Here is a 22532-nt window from a genome sequence, read left to right as displayed (position 1 = left end):
TTTAGGATAAAACAATTTACAAAAAGCCGATGTAGCTGATACGAATCTCGGCGATGTTGACGAAGTTATAACGTTTATTGCTGCCACCAACGCGAGCTGTGTAGGCGACATTACTGTCGAGGTAGCTCATGTTGCGGGAGTAGGGATCCTCGCTAATGCGGAGGGCGTATGGTTGCGTTGTGTCGAGCTCGGCGATGATTGAATTGGAGAGTTGATACTGTTCCCAGCCGCCAGTTTGGGGCATTACGAGGTAGCCTGTGGTGTTCAGTTCATTCGCTGGAGCATTGATTTCGAGCTTCTTTACAGCGCAGGTGATGCCGGTGTTGATCGGCCCGCTACCGTTGGCGTAGCTGACTTGTATAGCGTAGCGGCCAGACTGGTTAACGCGAATGCCGGACACCGAAATTTGATGATCGGGAAGGCCCCAATCTTCAAAATGATGTTTGTCGATTAAGCTGCCGCCAATGCGATTCATCGAGTGAGCACCGATGATTAGCTTTTGCCTAGACGGGAGGTAGCGTCGACCGCGCGTTGGGTGCGAAACGAGGCCATTCTGCTGGCAACGTGCAACCAAGTGGTAAACGTAAGCTTGTTGTGAGAAATCGTCGGAGTCGAGGTCCAGCCATTCGGTAGAATCCTTCATAATGGCGTGCAGCTTTCCGTTACGATAAACATCGAACACGATCGAACCGGTCGCAGGATGCTTGAGGAACAACTTCAGCAAGCCACCGTTGGGGCGCACTCCGCCTTTGTCGTCATCCCACTCGGGAGGTCTTGGGGTGTAAATCTCATTTTGGTTATACACATTGACGACTCGTAGGGGACTGTTAACTGGCGTTGGTTCATCGGATTCCAGGTAGACGTCCCATTGGTTGTCGGACTGAAGTTCCTCTGGGCGAACAATGCTTGCAGTGACTTCGCGGCCGTTGAGCAATACACACGTTACCTTGGCTCTTTCAGAGACGAATGTCGACGCCTCCGGAAGATGAATAGTGACCGTGTTGATTGTGTTCAGGAAAGGTGTGTTTGCCAGGGTGATGCTGTCCGTGTCAGCGAATAATTCGGTGCGTATTGACTGCGTTACGAATGGTTCGATGCGGATGCCTGACTCTGTTGCGTGGAGACCGAAGATCACATTCTGAACGATGGAAAGGTAACCCGCGACTGACCACAATTGCCGGCGGGAATTGATCGTCGGCCCTTCATTCAATTCGGTTTTGATATAGGCTTTTCCGGAGACGAAATCGAAGTTTTCCATGTTGGAAAGATTCGCAGCGGATAATTTCATTAGCGACTGGATGCCCGCGTTAACGGCGGCGGTGTGCCCTGCTTTGACAGCTGCCTTGACCCAGTAGGCGGTGACGAATGGCCAAATGCTTTGGTTATGATAGATCGGCGTGTTACTTTCCTGCGGCCAGGCGACCGCTGGGCCATGTGGTCCATTCGGATAGCTGTCGAGTATGCGGCGTGTTTGCTGTTCGCTGGCAATGTCGAGGAGTATGGCGAGGGATTGGCCCAGCAGATCATATCGTGGTAAGGCAAGGTAGTGTTCACCGTATTCTGATAACAGGTAGGTTCGGTATAGGCCAGCTTTCTCGTCGTAGAATCGTTGATTAATGGTGTCATGGAGGGAGTGCACCCATGCGCGGTAGCGTTTGCTTTCCTCGGGATAACCAAGTTCGGCAGCTATGCTGCCACCCAGGCGCAGGATGAACACATTGAGGGCGTTCACGGACAACGTTTTGGACATCGCAATGGCCAGCGTATCATTCTCGGTCCACTGGGGGTAAGTTTGTTCGCGCCAATCGAGGAACGATTGTTCCCCGCGGTATAGACCGGAGTCTTTATCGAAGACTAGGATTCGGTCCTGTTCAATTGTGTCCCGCAGTATCGGGTAAATTTCGGCAATGTAGCTCGTGCGTTGCTTCGGCGAAAGATGGTTCATCACTTCGTAAGCGCCCAGTGCCCAGACCACGCGATCCGTGGAAACTGGATAACTGCCTCCTGATCCGGTGTCTTGTACTATCTGATTGGCGAAGCCATCCTGAATGCCGACCTTGAGGTGTGAAGCTTTGAAGCGCAACGACGTGAGAGCGCGTTCGGTGTCATGTGGGGCTAATCCCAGATGCAAAGCGTAAGCCAAGTCACGCGTCCAAACAAAATCCCATTTTTCACCGGTTTTATAGACGCTCATATCCATGGGCTGGCCATGCGAATAGTCTGCGTCCTGAATGCATGAAACGGAGTTTTGAGCGGTCTCTTGCATGGCCATTGCGTAGAGCGCATCGAATAGCAAATTGCCAGTGCGGCAACGCGCCCCCCCGGCGGGCTCGATGACTTGGAGGCGCTTGTCCTTCGGCAAATTGTCGCGTAAATCAATGTCTGTAGTTAATTGGTAAACGCGTGCACCCTCAGGGGACTCAGACAACAGCCTTACCTGTTCGGACTTGGTGTTGGATGCATGGGGCGGAGTAAAAGTCTCAGTGCTGCTAATTGGGTTGAAAGAGGGGTTTTCCACAGAAATTCAAAGATGTTATGGATCGTTAATGCAGGTGCATTGGAAATGGGTCATGAGACGCTAACTGAACTGTTGAATCAAAACGGTAGGCCTTAAACAGTTAACTCGCGGTTGACATTTCTGTTTGGTTCAAGTCACAATGATGAGTCATGACCCCAACGATCCGTAGCGTCGCAAAACTCGCCGGCGTGTCACCCGCCACAGTTTCTCTTGCCTTGAGAAACGACCCCCGAATTAGTTCGAAGGTGCGCCAGCGGGTACAAGACATTGCAGCAAAGGAAGGCTATAAGCCCAACCCCATCGTCTCTAAGCTCATTTCCCAAGTTCGGGCGAGTAAGACCACGAATTACAAGAGTACGCTGGCGCTGGTGAATACCGCGGAGCACCTCAAGGATGTGGAGGAGCGGACGGTTCGCTGCTGGATTAACTCGAGCATTGAGCGGGCGAGTGAGCAGGGTTACACTGTCGATCAGTTTGTATTAGCTAAGGAACCACTGCGTCCGGCTCGGTTAATGACAATTTTGGATTCGCGCGGCATTGAAGGGCTAATTATCACGGGCCCTTTTCAGGATAACATTATTGATAGTAAATATGACCTGCTCTGGCAGCGTTATGCGGCGGTGGTGCTTGGCGAACGGCCCTTTAAGCCGTCGCTGTCGTGCGTTATCAACGATCAGTATAACACGGTTCGTCAGGCGATGATGCAAGTGCGCCGCCTAGGGTACCGTAAACCGGCGCTATGCGTACACCCTTACGTTGACCACATTTTGGAGTCTCGCCTAAGCGGTGGGTTTCTCGTCGAACAACGTCAACTGCCCAAGCGAGGCATGATGGTTCCCTACGAGTATTCGAGCGCGGGCAAGGATCATTTCTACAAGTGGTTTAAGCAACACCAACCAGACGTGATTATCACTTTACACACTGAGATTAAAGACTGGTTGGAAGAACTGGGTGTTCAAGCGCCGCGAGACATCGGCTTGGTGCACCTAGACCACGAGCCGTCGCTGACCGCTTGGGCAGGGATGAACCAAAATCATGAGAATGTTGGCAAGGCAGCAGTGGACATGTTGGTCGGCAAGTTGAATCGTAATGAGCTGCATTTACCGCCGTTTCCAAAGTGCGTCACCATCATGAGCGAATGGACGCCTGGCCCCAGTGTGCGTGAGCAGGTGAAAGAGGCCTGCGCCAGCGGTGCTTAATACTGCCGGTTGGCTGGCACCAGATCACCCAAATCGCTGTTGCCAAAGATTTCCTCGTTGGGCAACAGTTCAACGTGAGCATCGACAAAGCCAACGTGGGACTCGCCGCCATAACGTGTTGTTGGACGGTCAATAAACCAAACGCAAAAAGAATCATTGGGCAACTCTTCCTCATAGACGAGTGCCTTGGCCTCTGGCTTTTCGATATAGCTGAGGTTGACCGTTCTCAGCGCTTTTTCGAAACCGCTTGGAGAGGAAGATCCCGGCGCAAGTTCGCCCTTGTTGATAAGAAAATTGAATGAGTAGCTGAAATTTCGACCCTCTTGACCGCCTTCGGTCAAGCCATCATCGCTGGGTGCCATGAGCACTGCTTCCGCTACGGCGTCGCTTTCAAGGTAGTGCGCTAGGGCGGTGTTTTCCAATTCTGCGACGCCGTTGCGCGTCACGAAAAAATAATCCTGAGGATCATCCAGCCCGACATTGTCCGCGGCTACCTTGGGCAGATGCCCGCTGTGCTCGTTTGCGTATAGTTGTGATGCTAGGCAGATTTGGCGAATCTGTGTGGCAGCCTTCGTGGTGTTGGCAGTTTCAATAGCCTTGCCAACGGCTATGATGATGAGCGCGGCCAAAATCGTAGTGACGGCGATGACCGTCAGTAACTCAACCAAGGTGAAACCTGATTGGGGTTCGCTGGGGCTATTGCGATTCATTGCTTTTCAGTTAGTAAAATGGTTAATAGATTGTTTGTCGAGTGAAGGGGGACTGAACAGTTAACTAAGTTGTCGCCTGCTCATCCCTTTCCGCCAGTGGTGGCGATGCCTTCCACGAAGTACCGCTGGGTAAAAAAGAACAACACGACAACTGGCAATACGACCAAAGTCGATGCAGCCATGAGATAATGCCAGTCCGTGCCGCCGCCTTTGCTCTGGTAAGCTTGTAGGCCCAGAGCGAGGGTGAAGTCTGACTGGTCGGTGAGGTAAATTAGAGGACCGAGAAAATCATTCCATGTTGCCATAAATTGAAAGAGCGCCACGACGATTAGTGCGGGTTTAGCCAGTGGCAGGATGACCAGCCAAAAGACTTGCAGCTCATTGGCTCCATCTATTTTGGCCGCTTCTTCGAGTTCCTTGGGTAGCGTTAAAAAGAATTGGCGGAGCAGAAATACATTGAATGCTCCGGCTAAAAAGCTTGGCACCCATAGTGGTTTGTAAGTGCCGATCCAGCCCATTTCGCGAAACAATGTGTAGAGCGGAACCATCACTACAGGGAAGGGTATCATCATCGTTGCGAGCACGAGAACAAATACCTTGTCGCGTCCGTACCACTCGATACGTGAGAAACCATACGCGGCCAGCGAACTACTGAGCACGGTTCCGATGACCGTCATCACGCACAGGAATATAGTGTTGGCTGTGTAGCGCCAAAATAGCTTCATTTCGTTGATCGCCAGCGGGTAGTTTTCCCACTGGATTACTGACGGCAGCCAGCGAGGCGGCAGAGACATGGTTTCATTGAGCGGCTTCAGCGATGTGGAAACCATCCAGGCAAATGGTGCGATAAACACAAACGCCCCCAGCAACAGAATGACGTAGATGCAAATACGTTGAACGAGTCTGACGCTTTTTGAATTCATTTACTGGCGTAATGCACGTGACGTTCAGAGAGGCGGGTGGCCAGTAACGTGAGTGTAAGGATGATGACAAAGAGGATCAGCGCCACGGCGCAGGCATAGCCCATGCTCCAGGCTTCAAAGCCTTTGTTGAAGATGTAGGTGGCGGTAAACAAGAGGGAGCGTCCGGGGCCTTCGCCGCCATTGGTCATCACATAAGGGACGGCGAAAACCTGAAACGATCCAATCAGCGACATGATGCCATTGAAGTAGATTACGGGTGATATGATTGGCAGCGTCACGTGGATCGTCTTCTGCCAGAAGTTGCACCCATCCAGTTCCGCCGCTTCATAGAGTGCGCGTGGGACATCCTGCAAACCAGCAAGAAAGATCACCACCGCATTGCCGACTCCCCACATGCTCGCCAGCACCAATCCAGCTTTTGCATAGGCGGGATCCGCGAGCCAGTTAGGTGGTGTCAGTGTTGTTCCGAACAGTGCGTTAAAGGTGTCGAACACCGGCCACAATGCCTGATTCACCAGACCGATCTGACCATTGAGCATCCATTGCCACAGCACACCTAGGCAAACCATAGGCACTAATGAAGGGAGGAAATAGATCGTTCGGAAAATCTTTTTTCCAGGGAGATCGAAGTTCAACAGGACGGCCAGAAAAATTGCTGATAGTAAGTTAATCGGTATCGACAACGCGGCGAAGTAGAAGGTGTTCCAAAGCGACTGCCAGAAAAGTTTGTCGACTAGGATTCGTTCATAGTTATCGAAGCCGATGTAGATGGGCTTCGAGAGCACGGAGTAATCAGTTAACGATAGATAGGCTGAGCTGATCAGCGGGTATAGTGTCAGCAGGATGAAGCCGGCTATCCATGGGCTAATGAATAACAGGCCGAGCACCATATTGCGTTTCTCGGTTTTGGTCATCGCTGGTCCCATTCTGCCAGTCGCGCTTCGCGAATCTGGAGCCAGTTTTGGTGCTTGTACTTGAAGAGTTCCTGTTGGCGGTTTTGCACTTCCTCTGCGGCGTCATGCGCGCTTTTTTCATCGCGGACCACTTCATCAATAGCATTTTCCATGTCGCTACTGAATTCGTTAAAGGTCACCATTTGTGGTCGGATACGCGCCTTAGGGTTTTCGGCCAGTTCTCGGTAAACACGAATGTAGGGATTGGGGTGCCGTGCATAAAAATCTTCGCTTACTTCCTGTAGTGGACTGAATTTCAACTGCGCCAAACTCAGCGCCTCCAGTTGCTTCGGTCGCTGCAGCCACTCGATAAAGGTAAAGGCTTCCTCTGGGTGCTTGGCACCTTGCGGGATTACAAGGCAATCACACTCCACGAGGCTCGCGCCGTAGTCTTCCTCGCGCAGGGTGGGGAAGGGTGCTACACCGTATTCGAAGTCAGGCTGGGCGAAGTTGTTAATGAAATTGTACATCCACGGCCCCTGCAGCACCATTGCCACCCGTTCGCGAAAGAACGGATTCTCGGGCGAGGCGAACACGCCGCTGAGTTGACGAAAGCCCATAAGCGCCTCTGCACCATAGCGCTCCGGGTAGCTTTCGATCCAATCTAGCGCTGCCATGTTGGCCTCACTCGTGGCGGTGACGCGGCTATGGCCATCCCAAATGTCGCCACCAAACCAAATGCTCCAGTTGGCGCTCCACCAGCCCGGCTCCATCGGAAGATGGCCCATGAGCTCAATGCGTCCGGCATCGTTGAATTGAGTCAGCCGATCATTGTAGGATTCCAGTTCGGCAATGGTCTTGGGTGGACGCTCTGGGTCCAGTCCGGCTTCACGGAACAAACGCTTATTCCAGTGCAGTGCATTGGAACCCGGTGTGGTCGGGAGTGCCCACACGCGGTTGTAAACCGTGAGTTGCTGCCAAACCGACGGCAGGTAATCGTTTTCTTCCAATGATGATTGCGCCAGTTTTTTATCCAGTGGCGTCAACGCGCCGTTAGAGGCGAACACGGACAAGTTGGACGACCAGATGCCTGCGACGTCTGGTGGGTTGCCGCCTGCAGTCGCGAGCATTAATTTTCGGTCAATGTTGCTGACGGAGAGAAACTTGATAAAGACTCGGTCCTGTGAGGCGTTATATTGGTTGACGAGATCCGCCATAGCATCACGTTCGAAGCCAGTCCACTTCTCCCAGTACTCGATTTCGATGCGCCCGTCTGAACGGGGGGGGGGGGCGGGATTGTGTACGAGACTGTAGAGTAAAACGAGTCCCAGAGAAATCAGTGTAATGGGTAAGATCTTAATCGGGGGCATGCTCAATGGTCCTTTTGCATCCAACTAAAAATCTGAAAGACGAAGGCGCGACGCGAATGGCGTTAATCAGTTAAACTACGTATCCTCATATCACTGTCGAATGCGCACATCCATAGGGCAATCATAACACTGCAGTGGCTGAGTTTATGGGGAGTATGTCACTAATATAGCCTCAAGTTTCAAAAAAGCCTTGTCTAATTGTTACTGTCTTTCCGTATTCGGTTCACATGTTTTTCTTTGATGAATTGAACGTTGCCTTGGGTGAGACTAAGATATTAAAAAAAATTACTGGGCGTTTTGCCGCTGGTAGGCTCAATGCCGTAGTCGGTCCTTCGGGGTGTGGTAAAACTACATTGGTGAAGTCCTTGCTAGGGCTAGTCGATTACGAAGGAGCTGTTTCTTTTGGCGGAGAAAAAATCGATCCGTTGGGAGGTTCGCTGGCAGGACGCGTAGGCATGGTACCGCAATTCAGCGTGGCCCACGAGGATCTCACAGTTAGGGAGGCATTGGGCTATGCCTTTGACCTGACGGTAGCTGGCAACGTGGATCGGCAGGAGCGGCTAGATCGTGTGTCGGAGCTTATTGGAATGGCCGAGCACTCAGGTAAGCTAGTTAAAAGCTTATCGGGTGGCCAGATGCGCCGACTGGGTCTGGGGTTAGAACTAGTCAGTGATCCGGAATGTCTGATCTGCGATGAAGTGACATCGGGCCTTGATCCGTTATCCGAGGACCAGATTATTGCCTTGTTGCGGCAATTGGCCGACGAACAGGAGAAGACCTTCCTCTGCATCATTCATAACCTTTCCAAGTTGCCGGACTTTGATTTCATCACTGTGCTCTACGAGGGCTACTTGGTTTATCAGGGGAGCTATGAAGCTATGTGTGAATGGTTCGATTTGAGCGATCCGTTGAAGCTCTACTTCGCCCTTTCGCAAGAAGCGCCCGAAGCTTGGGCAGAGCGCTGGACGCAGCACTGTCAAAATGAGCCCATTGAAACTCCCTCTACAGAAACCACGCATCAACCAGTCAGCAAGCCATCGGCTTTCCGTCAGTTCATCACCTTGTTTCAGCGCCGGGTGCGTTTATTGGCGCGCGATACGGGCTATGTATGGTTACTACTCGCACTGACCTTTGGGTTCCCCTGTATCGTCGTGATTTTTGCGCTGAAGGGGCTGCCACAAATCGAAGGTCTAGCACTGGAGCGGACGGGTAGCTTTATACAGCAGATTCAGCAGAATTTGAGATTTCAGATGGAATCGGCAGAAACTGCCTCATTGGTTACGGGCTTGATCATGTTTCAGGTCGTTCTACTCACTTTGATGGGCGCTAACAACGGTGCGCGCGAAATTGCCTCGGAACGACACATACTGGAGAAAGAGAAGATCAGTGGTCTGCGTCCATGGTGTTATGCGTTGTCGAAACTTCTGTTCGTTGGCGGTATTGCGATTTTGCAGGGTGTGTGGATGACACTTTTCGTTAAGGTCATCTGCCAGTTCCCCGGCTCGTTCGCAATGCAGGCGACGATTTTATCACTTTGCTGCTTGTCAATGACTTGGGTCTGCCTGGGCATGTCTGCGGTGTTCGCATCCACCGAAAAAGCGTCGCTCCTTTCAATCTACTTAGTAGGTTTTCAATTGCCGCTGTCGGGTGTCGTGCTTGCTTTGCCGGATATGATTGTCTGGGTGTTGCGTCCATTCATCAACGCCTTTTGGTCCTGGTCGGGATATTTAGTGACGATGAGGGACTTCCAAGTCTACGATGCTTACAGGATCAAAGACACTAGTTGGCTGCCGAGTGAATTTTTGGCTGTATTGGCGCTCATTTTCCAAGCGTCAGTTGGGCTTTTTGCTGTTTTTTATGGCGTAAAAAAGCGTCATTGAATGACGTGTATTTTCCTAGTGTTTATTGCCTATGTTCAGTCTGAAATGCCGCCAAATGATTTTTTTAAATTCAAAATAAAATGACATAAGTAGTTTGTTATCAGTTGTTTATTATGTTTTTGATCTGTTTTGGGCGATAAACCTTATTTGTCGATCAATGAATGGTTTCATCGAAAAAAGTTAAAAATAAAACTATTGACAATAGAGGCTTACAAGTGGGATTTATCACGGCGCTCAAGCAGCCATCTCGTATTATTCCTTATCTCTCGTAGGCGAGCTCCCTCTCAGTCTACATGTCATTTCAAACAGTCAATATTTTCAAAGTGAAACATGCGACTAACCATTGGTTTAGTGGCTTTTTCTGTTGCTTTGAATCAAAATACCTAGCTGTGGGGATTAAATGGGGATTTGGATCCATTATCGATGGGGCCCGGCGTGCCTACTATATTGCTGCCAATGGTAGGCAGGGAATGCGTGCAAGCATAGGCAGGTTTGCTGTGATATCAAAAGTTGGCATTTTATGGCCAATTTTAGTTAAGCGGCCATGTGATTTTCAATAAATATAAACATTAAAAATATAAAAAATGAAAAACGGTTTAAATAAAATAGTAAATATCTGTTTTAAGGCATGGCTAATGAGTGCGCTATTGGCGGTTTCCGTGGTAAGCGCTTATGCGGAGGATTGTGAATGTGATACTAATGGTGATGGTAACCTGGATGGGATGGCCCAATATGATTGCGACGGTGATGGGACCAATGAGTCATGCGATCCTTGTGAGGGGTGTGACTGTGATGGTGATGGCTCGACGTCCGTTGATGAATGTGACTTAGATACCGATGAAGACGGAGTGGATGATGAATGTTTATCATGCTCAACGGTTACGATTGAATTCCGCCAAGGGGCCGCAGGTACTGGTGCTGATAGCAGTGGTGGTGGTAGCTCTACTTCGACAAGTTCGATCGATGTCATTAAGAATGGAGAAGAAGAAGTTGTAGTTTATGTCAGTCCGGAGTCTGCGGCAGGTGATGTTGTTCTTGAAGGTCAAGGTGGAGTTTCCTTCTCCGGATCCGCTGGTGGCACGGTTACTGTCTCTATCGGGGAATCGGGGGGCAGTTTGATAGCGAAGATTAACGACGAAACTTGTGCAACTCTTTCGGTTACTGCCGCTGATGCAGATGTGGATATCGTGCTTGTCCCATGATTTGCGTAATTAGTCTTAATAATAATAATAACTAAGAAAATGAAGATTATGAAATTAAAGATTACGGCATTAGTTTTCGGTTTGGCCCCTTTTGCAAGTGGCGTGACTATCATCAATGACACAGGGAATTTTTCTGGGGAATTCCAAGCAAACGAGTCGGGATTCTTCACTTATTCTCCGGGCAATTGGACGCAATCTGGTGCAAACTCAGAGACTGAAAGAATTTGGACTTTCCTTGATGACTACACGCCAGTTATTACCGCATCGGGTAGCAATGACCTTGAAGTGAAATACGAGAATACAGGGTGGGTTTTGGCTCTAGGACCAGATGTTTCTGATACTACAACATTTGATACTGCGCCTGAGGTAGACCATGTTGATGTCTCCACAACGTCTATTGTGGATCTTGGCCAAAACTTACACACGTTTTATGGGACATCGCAGTCTGGACAGGTTACTGTCGGTGTTTCTGGAACAATTACTAAGACGTGGGGCGAGTCTGAGACAACAAGTCTAGAGCTGTCGTCGACTACATCTGGCAGTTATTCGACTGGGATTAGTGGTGAGGTGAAAGTGAAGAGTTTGGTTAATGTGGGTGGTAGCGCTACTAGCACCATTACTTCTAGTGTGACATCAAAGGCTTCCACTTCTCGTACGACAACTGCCTCGAACACGACTACTCAGGGTGTTAACTTCAGCCAGACGTTCAATGTTACAGCTGGTCAAACATTGTATGTGTATGAACAAATCAAGGTAACTAATGAGGATATCGATGTTTTTTATTATGCCGATAGCAACTCAGATGGCGTTGCTGATTCGACTACTTTGGAAGAAGCAAATTACGAAGCTAAGAGTGGTCCAGTTTTAGGAATTTATGTTGATGTACAATAGTTTTTATCTGGGTTGTGGCATTCCATGTCGGTTAAAATATTAGAGTGATGATTCTGAAACTTCTGAGTATATATTTGTTTCTAGTGCTAACACCTTATGTCATGGCTGAGTCGGATCTCGTGCAAGCCGTGTCATCAGGTATTGATATGGAATTAGATGGAATTCCTCCAGGCCTTGCTCAAGGCCTGGAGGAATTGATCGATGAAAGCCGACAATTGCAAGAGGCCGTTCTTAAGACTAAGTCATCTCGAGAATGGACATTTGAGGAGAAGCAGGAAATCGTCAGTGCGATAAATCGCCTGTCTAAGGATGGACTTCTTCGTGCAAGGGAACTAAGAATTCAATTTCCAGGTTACAGTGATGGGTGGCTTGGCACTTACGGAGATGTGATGTATTATTCGATGAATAATAATGCGAATGCCTTGATGCTTTATATTATGTCTATTGAGGCTGGTGGTGGAGATTCGAAGACGATCAAGAACATACAAGAACTCGTGAACGTAATGGTTTTGAATTTCCCGGAGTCCGGAGCTGTCGTAAGTGAAAGCATGCAGAGGCGTTACGTTGTTCTGTCAGATTCTGGCCGTATTGAGGAATCTGATAGGTCCACATTGATTGAATTTGGCAATGGCTTGTCTGGAATAACTAGCAACGGGCTTATGAGTTCTGATATGCCCGCATTTCAGGGGGTTCGGGCATGGGCGGAGCGACGTTATGCACGACTTCTGGCGGAAGAGACACGGATTGTGGAATCTAGGCTTATGCAAATGGCATCTGAGGCAGAGAGGGTTGCGATGCTCGCAGATAGAAGGATAAAATACGAAAATGCTGTTGCTGAATTCGAAAATTACATTGATTCCGTCGACAGTGCTGAGGAGATGGGAAACTTAAATGCGATTCTATTGCAGATGAAGGAGCTTAAGCCCCATCGGAGTTTATTCATTTCTGACGGGATTAAGACTGTTCCGGGGTATGAAAAAATCAAAACGAAATTCCCAGATTCTTCACTAGGAGAAGTATATCAAGGTTATTTCAGTTACGCATTATTTAAAAATTACTCGTTGATAAAGGAGGATTTGGAGAAGAGTAAGTATCTTAATAATGACGTAAATTTACTGTTTCTCAGCTTTTTTGTCAGTGATAAACTTGGAGCTGACGGGGCCGATTACCTGAAACGAATTCTTGAAATCGATCCAGAAAATCGCATGGCAAGTAGTTTTTTGAAATCAGTCGAGGAGAGTCGATAGGATTGTTTATCAATGATTATTGAACTGATTTAAGTGCATGACAATTAAACCATTACCTATATCCGGAGGCGCATATTCATTGGTGTAATAACCAAATATCATATTAAGGTATCTCATGGTATTTATTGCCTTGAATAAATATTCTTCAATCACCGTCTACATGTTATTTCAAACGGCTAATATTTTACTGCTGCCAACTGCTGCCTTAGGTAAGCTTTGTCGCACACTGTTAATCCTCGTGATCGCACAGCAGTTAGCTCCGGATCTTTCGGCTAAACTGATTTTCTCGGTGACTTCCATTTCGGATAAAGCTGAGCTGGGTGCCGAAAAGTATCCGTTCACGTTCGCGTTTAAGAATGATGGAGACCAGTCGGTAGAGATCACACGGGTTAAGACCAGCTGTGGTTGCACTACTGCAGAGTTGGACAAGAAAATTTATAAGCCAGGTGAGATTGGTGAGATCAAAGGCGTGTTTAACATTGGTAAACGTCAAGGGGTACAGAAGAAAACGGTCACCGTTTTTACGAACAATTTGGGACAACCGGAAATTAAGCTAGGACTTGATGTCACGGTACCCAAATTACTTGAGATCAAACCTGGTTTACTTGTCTGGCATTTGGACAGTAGCCCTGATCCCAAGACGATTCAGATCTTGCCCGGTGATGCGTCAGTCGACATCTCCAGTATCAAGTGCGAGTCGGATGCCTTCGCGGTGCAGCTTATGCCAATGGAGGATGTGGCGAGGGGATATGAGATTCTCGTGGCTCCCAGTAACATGGATGAAACACAGCGTGCTGTGATCAAAATTTTTGCAAGCATAGAGGGGTCTGAGCCTAAAACGTATTTCGCCCACGCACTCATCAAGTAACTAAAACGAGGGCTACACTCATGGGATTCCATTTAGTCATATTAGCATTCATCTTCGCTATACAAATTGTGGCGGCTAAGGATGTGTATGATTACTCGGTCATCGATGTCACAGGTGACGAACGGGCGGTGTTGGTTTTGTGCCCAGGTTTGAACCAAAACGGTGACTTTTTCTTGAATGAGAAGCCATGGTTGAATTATGCAAGAGAGCATCAAATTGGCCTCATGGCTTTGTCCTACAAATCAGATACTCGGAAGTTATATAATGGCGAGCGAGAGGGATATTACTGGCCGGATCAGGGTTCGGGGGACGCGCTCTTGGAAGCGATTCGGAAAGAATACGGAAAAGATTTGCCGATCTTCATTTACGGATTCTCCGGCGGTGCCCATTTCACGAGCCGCTTTGTTGAATGGAAGCCAGAACGCATTCTAGCATGGACTGCCTATTCCGCCCAGTTCTGGGATTCGCCTAAGTCTGCAGAGATTATGCCGCCTGGTATTGTGGCTTGCGGAGAACTGGATGGTCTCCGCTGGCAACCAACCTTTGCCTACTTCTATGAGGGCCGTGCTTTAGGGAAGCCGTGGATATGGATTAGCCTGTCGGAGACTGGACATGGGCGCCATCGGGCTTTTGAGCAGTTTATTCGAGATTTCTTTTCGACGGCACTGGAGGATTCAAATATTCCCAAGAACCTGGGGGTTTTTGTTGATGTTGATACGGGAGAGGAATACGTGGATCCAGATTCTACATATCAACCTGCGTTACTAAGTTTTCTGCCTACTCGAATGCTTTTGGAGCCTTGGGGGGAGTTAAATAATATTCAATCGATTAACCAATAGAATAAAAATGAAATACTGCATAATGATCATGTTAGGAATCTTCGCTGTCGCTACAGCGAATTACGAAAACGCACGAGCTGATGTATTGTTGGCTGATGAAGGGGATCCTTGTAATCCAGTGCCGACGGATGAGGGTGAGCCTGGAGGTGGCAGCGATTGCATGGGTGAAGAATTCGTAGCTTAACGAGTTTGATGACGGAATAGGGCTTCAGGTTGTGGTTCGAAATTGGAACATATTATCTCTGGCAACAGTTACTGCTGTGCTTTGCATGGTTGCCTCTGTCGCCAAAGCTGCGCCGATACTTGTAGATCGTCCCAATTCCATTGGGAATGCGAACAATTACGGGTATTTGCAGATTAAGCGGGAGCTAGGTTCCATTGATGTAGGAAAGGGGTTGGACTTTGATGTCGATCTTATCTTTACGAGTGACCCAAGATTAAAACCTGGGGCCTTTGGGCCGGGCTGGACCATCCCGCTTTTTGATTCAACTGTGTTTGAATATAATCAGGGTAAAGTCATATGGGATGGCCCAGATGGCTCAAGGCGTTTCTTGACTATTGCCAATGATAAGGAAGCTCCTCGCGGAAAAAAAATATACCAGCACCAAGGTGGAGATTTGGAGGCGGTCTATGATCAAAGGCGTAATGAGTACCTGATAACATCCAAGGCAAATTCTGGCTGGGCATTTGAGTATCGAGATGGCCGTCTCGTGCGCTTCAGGCTCGGAGAAGGGACGCAGACTTGTCGTCTCGACTATAATGGTCGAGGATTTCCTAAAGCGATCGTTGCGGACAGTGGAAATGAAGTGCTTTTCAATGTGGAGTATAACGGAGTCGCGACACCAAAGCTCGTTCAAATAGGAGATGCCAAATATTCCGTAGAGCTTGGGGGGGGGGATATGGTGTCGCCAGATGGGAAGACACCTTATAAGAATTACCGGGTCAGTTTTCTCACACGCTTAGGAAATGAACAGTTTACCTACAGCTTAGGAGAGCCTGTTGAGCGTGTCATTAAACGAGAGAAGGGCAAAAATAATAATAAAGCAGAAACAGTGACTACTGCAGTTAACCGGATTGCTTATTCAGACGGTGGTTCGGGTAGTAGTTGGGCCGAATGGGAGGCACGCTCTGGGTTCATCACTACAGATAGTGGTGCTAATTACGATGTCAAAAACGATGCTTTTGATCCATTTTTGGGCTACGATATGGAGCAGGTAACCGCTACTCCTGGGAATGTATCCATCAAGCGATATATTGAAGGTGAGGAAAAGAAACCAGAGCAGTGGTCCTATAATTGGGATTCTGGCATGCGTAGTTACACTGATGCTGCTGGAAATGTTTTGCGAAAGACATTCATCATGGCACCCGGGGCAGCTTACCTAAATTTACGTAAGATTGAAAAGAAAAATGATAAAGGCGACTGGGACATGCAGAAGAGCTTTGCCTATGCGCCGAATGGTGAGCTATTACGGGAAGTTGATTGGCTGTCAGACGTGCAGACGCACTACATCCATGATGGCGATATACTTCGAGTAGTCCGTGACGATCAGCTTGTTCGAGAAGATAAATTTTCCGATGGCAAACTGACTGAGCGACTACGCTTTGAAGATGGTAAGCAAATACGGGAGGTCTATCAGCAGATAGATGGGATTGCACGGGTACTGGTGCTGGTTGATGGAAAAATAGAGAAAATAAATGGATTTACGGATGAATGGATGATCTATCGCAAGGGACAGGGTAATTGGTTCTTTCGAGAACGGGGTAGCGGATTACATTACATTGTACTGAAAGATGGAAGGGTGCGTCTCAAGAATCTTGCCGAGGGTAATCTACAGCATGTTCGTTGGATTGAAGACCCGACTGAGTTGTCAGATATTTTCAATGCAATAACTGTAATCAGTCAGGGAATATAGATTTTCAATATAAAGCATTCCTTAATGTATTATGAATATATATGTAGGATAATGAAGATTCATAAATTCAAGGCTTTTATGGTTTCTGCATTTTTGTCTAGCATGTCGGTGCTATGTGCAGATGTGTATAAGCTGGTTGAGCCTACAAAAATCGCCAAATACGAGGACATTACCTTCTATCTGAGGATGCCCAATAGTTGGGACGTCGAGGCGGACCGAAAGAACATGTTTAATGAACCGATTCCTGCGGTTCGTGGGCTAATTGCGGTTTGTACATGGCAGACTCGAGCAGATGATATTCGAGGTAATTTAGAAATGAAGGGTCGATTTTCGCATATTATTAAGTTTGCGGAGGAGAATAACTTGGCGGTGATTTGCTGGACGAATTTTAAAGGGTATCGGCACAATGAAGACACTGTGGATTTCGAAGAAGAGCGGGCCGAGCGGTATGAGAAAGACTACGACAAGCGCGCACGTGAATGGGAAATGGGCTTTAAGCGAATTTGTAAAAAGTATTCACTTCCCATGCATGATACCATGCTCTACGGCATTAGTGGTGGCGGGCAGATGGGACACCGTTTGGCGTTGCGCAAGCCCGATTACTTTTTCGGAGTTCACATGCACGTGAACAGCAGCTATGATGCATTGTCAGATGATGCGAACGAAGTTTTGTGGTTGGTGACGACTGGGACGCGCGAGTATGGATATCCAGCGGGGCAACGCTTTTATCGAGATGGTCTTAAAAAGGGCTATCACATGATATTTCGGGCGGAGGAAAATCTAGGTCATAGCAGCAGTCCAGAAACGGAGGCCTTGACGCTGAAGTTTTTTGATTACTGCCTGAAATTCATTCCAGATCCAACGGACGAGAATTGGAAAAAGCCGGAGGTGGATCAGTTCTACTTCATGCGATATCCGACCTATGTCGGGGACTATTTCAATCAAGAGGCATTTCCAGTGAAACAGGCTGAAGAATATGTGACGCCGGAATTTATGGTGGCGTTACCGACAAAGGAAATTGCCGAAGCATGGGGCACGGTAATTGAGTGATGGAAGGACTATCCAGTTTTTTCTTGCCGGAGTATCGCCTTGATTGGTTTGATAATGGACCTGGATCGTCAAATCGAACGGCAGCTTTCATCGCCGTTTTTGCAGTGTCTGTTTGGTGGTTCGCGCTGCATTTCAAGCGTTGGGGCTACTGGTTAAGCCTGACCTTGTTCAGTGCTTGCCTTTTCTTTCTTCTGCAAACCGAGTCGCGAGGTGGTTTGGTGGCCGTTGTGTTAGGTTTAATGATTCTCTTGGGCATGGAGCGTTGGCATGCGGAAGACTCATTGCATGATGTTATCAGGCGCCGTTTGACGTGGTTGCGGTTGATTGCACTAGTGCTCGTATTCCTTACTGCTGGCTGGTATTCCGGTGAGCTGGGGATGCGCGACCGGCTGGTGTCGATAACCAGTGGTGAAGATGAATCGACTAATGTGCGCCTACTGTTGTATTCGGCCGGCTTGTCGATGATCAAAGATGCGCCTGAAGGTGTGGGTACCGATCGAGCTGGCGACTTTTATGCACAGTGGTATCAGCCCGTTGGCGATACACGTACCTATCTGTCCCTGGTAAACTCGCATTTGACTTGGCTAGCCGAGCAGGATGTCGCCTTCAAGCTTGCATACATTTTTGCTTGGGCGTCGATTCTTGCGCTGTTGTGGCCATCGAGGGGCAGCGGACATTTACGCATGGTGGCCTTTGCTGCTTGGGCTACTCTGTTTTTTACAGGTCTATTTAGTCGGACATTGAATTTGCCAGCTGTTTGGATATTGCCAGGCCTGCTGCTGACCGGAGTCCTGCTGGAGCGGCTTTTGCGGCGACAGCATTTGCAGAAGCATGAAGCAGTGTTGAGTTTGTCTAGCGCACTTGCTTCAATAATCGTTCTGGTCGCGGCAGCTTATTGGATCCCGACGCCAATCACGATTCAAGCAAACAAGATACTCGTGACTGCGGGAGAGCCTTCTTCCGATCCGCTCTGGATTATCGCTCCGCACCGGCGAGTCATAGGCGACAAGTACGGGCATTCAGTCCGGAAATACCTGGATGAGTTGGGTCAGGTAAATATTGACTATGGGGTGACTTGGCAGGCGTCCAACCCAAAGCGACTGCTCTTTGCGGGAGACATGACGTTTGATGGGCCGCTGCCAGAGTCTGTGGAAGAAATTACCTTGATGAACCCTGGGTCTGATTCAATTGAGCAATGGCAGCGTGTGGCGGTGAATCGGCCTTTGGAAATTTACCTTGGTAGCATGGGTGACTGGCGCCGCAGCATTGCGTGGCGCAATGCCGCTGCGGACAATGAACTGTGGAAAATAACCACTTTGTCCGGTGTGATGGATTACATTCCGGACTGGCCACGATACCTGTTGGATATGGGAAGTGGCACTGATGGTTCGAACTATCAAAACGATTCAAAATCAACGCTAGCCTCGGGGCACGATCCTTTCGCCATGTAGTATGAAACGATTTCTCATCCAATTTTCTATACTTCTGACAGCTCCAATCTTATTGGGTGGGATTAACGTGTGGCTGAATCCGGATCTCCCGCATTGGAATGTTGAAACCTTAGGCGAGGGCGAAGTGGATTATACTGTTCTGGGTTCGTGGGATCGGCCATATCTGTGGATCGATGCGCGCGAGCCGGAACCGTTCGATCAGGACCATATTCCGAGTGTAATCAATCTGTCGTTGTCTCATTTTGATGAACAGGCGGGGTTGTTTCTGAATAAATGGGAACTCGGACTCGCGGTGGTGGTTTATTGTAATAATCGCCAGTGTCGTGCCAGCAAGGAGCTGGCTGAACGCCTGCCAAACGAGTTCGCGATGGACGAAATTTATGTCCTGAAAGGAGAGTGGGGCGCATGGCTCGAAGTAAAATGATTTTTCTGATTCTAGCCCAATCGATACTGGCTGCGGTGTTTGTTTATTCGGGAGTCGTAAAGTTCATCGCGCCAACCGAGTTTCTCCATTCAATTGAAGCTTATCAACTTGTTCCCTATGACGTGGCTTGGCTAATGGCTTTTTACTTGCCGTAATTGGAAATGTTGGTTGTTGTTATGATGTGCTTTCATTCGTTGAAGCGTGCTTCCACAAGCATAATGGCATGCATGATGTTCGTATTCATGGTTGCACTGTGTGCCGCATGGGTACGTGGCCTGAACATCAACTGCGGATGCTTTGGCTCAGAAACTGAGAATAGCAATTATTGGCTGGTGCTGCTTCGAGACGTCGTTCTATTGTCGTTATCCATCACGTTATCCATCTTTTCAAATGCCAAGTTATCATTTAAGCCAACTGCATCGAATGTCGCGTGTCCATTGAGCAAGCCAACTCTCCACCCCAACTAATATGAAGAAAAATTACCGTTCTGGAAAATCCGCACTTGTCCCGGTTTTCGTAGTCGCGGGCCTCGCCATACTCGTTTTGGTGGGCTTAATGGCGTACCGCAATCTTGCTGGCGGCGTGTCACAGCCCTTGCCAGTGGCGCAATTTGCGGACAATCCCAAGGCGTTCTCTGGCAATCAATATGAGTTGGAGGGGCGTATTGATACCCAACTGGGCTATGAAACTGGCGTGGGCCGGTTGTTGCTCACGCAAGACGTCGCTACAAATGATTCGGTGCCCCTATTTGTTCCGTATGGTTTTGAGGACTTTAGCCCCAATCCAGGGCAGATCTATCGTTTTGGTTTACGCGTGGACGAGCGCGGCGTATTGACCGTTGAATCCTTTACTAAGCTATAATCATGAAGGTATTTACCTTGACCATTTTCCTCTTTGCGAGCGCATTATTGGCGCAGAGCCAAGACATTCCAAAGCCCACTGGATCTGGCGCGTCATCGCTAGGGCCTACGTCCGCCCAAGGGCCTTCAACTGGAGGGAATTTCAATAATCCACCGCGTCAGGCCCCACGATCGGGGGAAGATTCATCTGCTGGCGTGCGCACAGTTCTTGAAGGTTTTGACCTGCGCAGCAGCTCTTTTAACTGGCAGGGAAAGTCCTTTAATCTTGGCGACTCTGAGATGGCCAAGGCCCGCTTTGAAAAATATCTAAACTCGCCCCCAGCCACTAGTCAGGAGGATGTCGAATATAATGAAATCCTCGAACAGATCAATCGGCAATTGGTCGGTTACAATGGTGGTAAGGATGCGAAGCGTGTCGCAGAAGCGTGGCGCATGCTTTACCAAGCTTCCGAGTTCCCCATGGATAGTGGTTTGAGCGAAACTCTCGCTGACCGCGTGGTCAGCTTTTGGCAGACGAACTCGAAAATACGAAACCTCCTGTTGGAAAACGAACGGCTCGAGGAAGACCGCAGCCGGATTGAATCAAACATGCGCATAATTAATAATCGGGATCGCCGAGAGTTCATCGACATGACACGCGGCACGATTGGCCGTGACAATCCGGCGCCGCCAGCCTTGGATTACCTCCTCGAACCCGAGAAGAAACGCTTAGATGAAACGGAAAAGCAACTCAACGTAAACAAAGACTACGAGTTGTCTTCCCGAATCAATCAGAAGCTGGAATTTCAAAGTATGATCATGCAGTTCTTTATTCAGCGTCGCTTTCAGCACACTCTGATTGCTAATGACTTCTACCGCTACATGTTTAGTGCTGAAGATAATACTTTAGAGGGTGCCGAATCGCTCAAGGGCCAAGTATTTGGCGATTTGGATGTGAAAATTACGACGTCAACGATTGACGCACTTTCCAAGGAAGCTATGGCCGATGTAGGCCAATCCATAAAAACCGTAAATTTTCATCTGGAGCATGGTGAGATCCACATGGCGGCCAAGCGTCTACTAGAAGCCTTCTATCTGGGCGAATACTTACCCTCTGTGAAGACTTTTCCGCTGGACAAAAAAAGGCAGATTTTGAGCTATATTCGTGATCTGAATACATTGGCCAATGCCTTAGAGGTTAAAAATTTTGATCGTGCGAGCGAAACTTTGACCAGGATCACCGAGTATGTGCAGGACTTTGATACCGGTAAGGCCGACGCTTTCATCGCAACTTCGAAGCAGCTGAGTAATCTTGCAATTCAGCGCGCTTTAAGCGCTGCTTACGAACAGGATCGTGTTGGAATAGAGGCGGGTTTAAGGGAGGCTGTAGAATTCTGGCCTACCAATCCGGAGATTCAGAAATTCTCCGAAAAACTGCTGGAAAAGACCGATGTTCAGGAACTGGCTTCTGGTGATTTCGACCGCTTGGTAAAGCAGAAGGATTTTCGGGCAATCTTTAATGACCGCTTCCGCTTCGCTGCTGCGCTCGCGATGGATGGCGCTCGTAATAAGGATTTCCTAGACATCATGAAGCGAATGGAGCGTATTGAAACCGCGATGGCCCAAGCCCAGGAGCTCAGTCGTATCGACAACAAATTTGGTGCATGGGAAATTCTGGAGCATGCCTATCAGCAATATCCGGATGACCAGGAGCTTAACCGCATGCGTGGGGATTTTGCGGTCAAAGCATCACGCTTTGCCGCAGCGCTTTCCGAGGGTGAAGAAGCGATTAGCGAGGAAGACTACAGTAAGGCCTTGTTTGCTTTCCTGCGCGCAAAGCAACTATATCCCGCAAGCCACTTTGCCGATGAAGGCATACAGCGATGTTCCAGACAGATATTGATTGGCGGGAAGCCCATCAATGTCGGAGATGAATTCGCCTCAGCCAATCCGTAGAGTCGTTGGTGGATGCCAACTTCTTAGAGGGCGTCTAAAAATTCTTCTTGTTTGCGATTCGTTTGATCATGAGTCGCGTCATGGCGATATGAATCATCGCCACAGACGAGTCGGTGTTTGTCTCGTAGTCCTTTGCCAATCGTCGGTGTTTTGAGAGCCACCCAAATGTTCTTTCGACGATCCAACGCTTGGGCAGTATCTCGAACCTGCCGGCGGTATCTGAGCGTTTGACGATAACGTAGGTATTGTTTCGGTAGTGTCCAGATTCTTTCGCACTTTGTTTTACGGTTCCTTGGAAGGTCTAGTTTTTTGTGTTGTTGAGGAGAGTTGTTCGGGCCGTCACCGAGAATGGGGAATAA

The 22532-nt window shown here is 48.6% G+C and carries 19 protein-coding genes and 2 pseudogenes; 15 read left to right on the top strand and 6 right to left on the bottom strand.

Features of this window, described 5'->3' with window-relative positions; genetic code table 11:
* Positions 1-16: 16 nt before the first annotated feature.
* Complete coding sequence (locus IE065_RS12595) at positions 17-2518, bottom strand: hypothetical protein (protein ID WP_189515617.1); 2502 nt, start codon at positions 2516-2518, stop codon at positions 17-19.
* 149 nt (positions 2519-2667) lie between these two features.
* Between IE065_RS12595 and IE065_RS12590 the strand changes: the two genes are divergently transcribed.
* Positions 2668-3717, top strand: coding sequence for a LacI family DNA-binding transcriptional regulator (locus tag IE065_RS12590; protein ID WP_189515615.1), 1050 nt, complete (start codon positions 2668-2670; stop codon positions 3715-3717).
* On the opposite strand, the gene IE065_RS12585 is transcribed toward IE065_RS12590, so the two are convergent.
* From IE065_RS12585 to IE065_RS12570, 4 genes are all read right to left on the bottom strand, one after another.
* Entirely contained in the window at positions 3714-4427 is a 714-nt protein-coding gene (locus tag IE065_RS12585; protein ID WP_189515613.1) for a type II secretion system protein, read from the bottom strand. The two genes, IE065_RS12590 and IE065_RS12585, sit on opposite strands and share 4 nt — an antisense overlap.
* A gap of 80 nt (positions 4428-4507) precedes the next feature.
* A complete protein-coding gene (locus IE065_RS12580; protein ID WP_189515611.1) occupies positions 4508-5350 on the bottom strand; it encodes a carbohydrate ABC transporter permease in 843 nt (280 codons plus the stop codon).
* Positions 5347-6264, bottom strand: coding sequence for a carbohydrate ABC transporter permease (locus IE065_RS12575; protein WP_189515609.1), 918 nt, complete (start codon positions 6262-6264; stop codon positions 5347-5349). Before IE065_RS12575 ends, IE065_RS12580 begins: the two co-directional genes overlap by 4 nt.
* Entirely contained in the window at positions 6261-7613 is a 1353-nt protein-coding gene (locus IE065_RS12570) for an ABC transporter substrate-binding protein (RefSeq protein WP_189515608.1), read from the bottom strand. The genes IE065_RS12575 and IE065_RS12570 overlap by 4 nt, the downstream gene beginning before the upstream one ends.
* A 227-nt stretch (positions 7614-7840) precedes the next feature.
* On the opposite strand from IE065_RS12570, the gene IE065_RS12565 reads away from it, so the two are divergent.
* From IE065_RS12565 to IE065_RS12500, 14 genes and pseudogenes are all read left to right on the top strand, one after another.
* A complete protein-coding gene (locus IE065_RS12565; RefSeq protein ID WP_189515606.1) occupies positions 7841-9493 on the top strand; it encodes an ATP-binding cassette domain-containing protein in 1653 nt (550 codons plus the stop codon).
* A 584-nt stretch (positions 9494-10077) separates the two neighbouring features.
* Positions 10078-10695, top strand: coding sequence for a hypothetical protein (locus IE065_RS12560; protein WP_189515600.1), 618 nt, complete (start codon positions 10078-10080; stop codon positions 10693-10695).
* A 39-nt stretch (positions 10696-10734) separates the two neighbouring features.
* Positions 10735-11586 carry a hypothetical protein gene (locus IE065_RS12555; protein ID WP_189515598.1) on the top strand — a complete coding sequence of 284 codons (852 nt, stop codon included), beginning with the start codon at positions 10735-10737 and terminating at the stop codon, positions 11584-11586.
* Positions 11587-11687: 101 nt separating this feature from the next.
* Complete coding sequence (locus tag IE065_RS12550; protein ID WP_189515596.1) at positions 11688-12833, top strand: hypothetical protein; 1146 nt, start codon at positions 11688-11690, stop codon at positions 12831-12833.
* Between the two features lie 115 nt (positions 12834-12948).
* Entirely contained in the window at positions 12949-13701 is a 753-nt protein-coding gene (locus tag IE065_RS12545; RefSeq protein ID WP_189515594.1) for a DUF1573 domain-containing protein, read from the top strand.
* A 20-nt stretch (positions 13702-13721) separates the two neighbouring features.
* A complete protein-coding gene (locus IE065_RS12540; protein WP_189515592.1) occupies positions 13722-14540 on the top strand; it encodes a hypothetical protein in 819 nt (272 codons plus the stop codon).
* Positions 14541-14547: 7 nt separating this feature from the next.
* A complete protein-coding gene (locus IE065_RS12535; RefSeq protein ID WP_189515590.1) occupies positions 14548-14724 on the top strand; it encodes a hypothetical protein in 177 nt (58 codons plus the stop codon).
* A gap of 85 nt (positions 14725-14809) precedes the next feature.
* On the top strand, positions 14810-16453 hold the full coding sequence (locus tag IE065_RS12530) for a hypothetical protein (RefSeq protein ID WP_189515587.1): 1644 nt from the start codon (positions 14810-14812) through the stop codon (positions 16451-16453).
* 24 nt (positions 16454-16477) lie between these two features.
* Positions 16478-17503 (top strand): hypothetical protein, encoded by a 1026-nt coding sequence (locus IE065_RS12525; RefSeq protein WP_189515585.1) that lies wholly within the window; start codon positions 16478-16480, stop codon positions 17501-17503.
* Positions 17503-18954 (top strand): O-antigen ligase family protein, encoded by a 1452-nt coding sequence (locus IE065_RS12520; RefSeq protein ID WP_189515584.1) that lies wholly within the window; start codon positions 17503-17505, stop codon positions 18952-18954. Before IE065_RS12525 ends, IE065_RS12520 begins: the two co-directional genes overlap by 1 nt.
* Position 18955: 1 nt before the next feature.
* Positions 18956-19378, top strand: a complete 423-nt coding sequence (locus IE065_RS12515; RefSeq protein WP_189515582.1) for a rhodanese-like domain-containing protein — start codon at positions 18956-18958, stop codon at positions 19376-19378.
* Positions 19360-19845: pseudogene (locus IE065_RS18400) on the top strand (MauE/DoxX family redox-associated membrane protein). Before IE065_RS12515 ends, IE065_RS18400 begins: the two are co-directional and overlap by 19 nt.
* A gap of 1 nt (position 19846) precedes the next feature.
* Positions 19847-20239 (top strand): hypothetical protein, encoded by a 393-nt coding sequence (locus tag IE065_RS12505; RefSeq protein ID WP_189515578.1) that lies wholly within the window; start codon positions 19847-19849, stop codon positions 20237-20239.
* 2 nt (positions 20240-20241) lie between these two features.
* The gene (locus IE065_RS12500; protein WP_189515576.1) at positions 20242-22173 is read left to right on the top strand and encodes a hypothetical protein; all 1932 of its coding nucleotides are present in this window, start codon (positions 20242-20244) and stop codon (positions 22171-22173) included.
* A 34-nt stretch (positions 22174-22207) separates the two neighbouring features.
* Here the strand turns inward: IE065_RS12500 and IE065_RS12495 are convergent.
* Positions 22208-22408: pseudogene (locus IE065_RS12495) on the bottom strand (transposase); the annotation flags it as partial.
* Positions 22409-22532 lie beyond the last annotated feature (124 nt).

It is taken from the genome of Cerasicoccus arenae, from assembly GCF_014651635.1.
In the GTDB taxonomy this organism is placed as follows: Bacteria; Verrucomicrobiota; Verrucomicrobiia; order Opitutales; family Cerasicoccaceae; genus Cerasicoccus; species Cerasicoccus arenae.
Note: the sequence above shows the minus strand (reverse complement) of the source record. Positions and strands in the feature narration are given on the sequence as shown.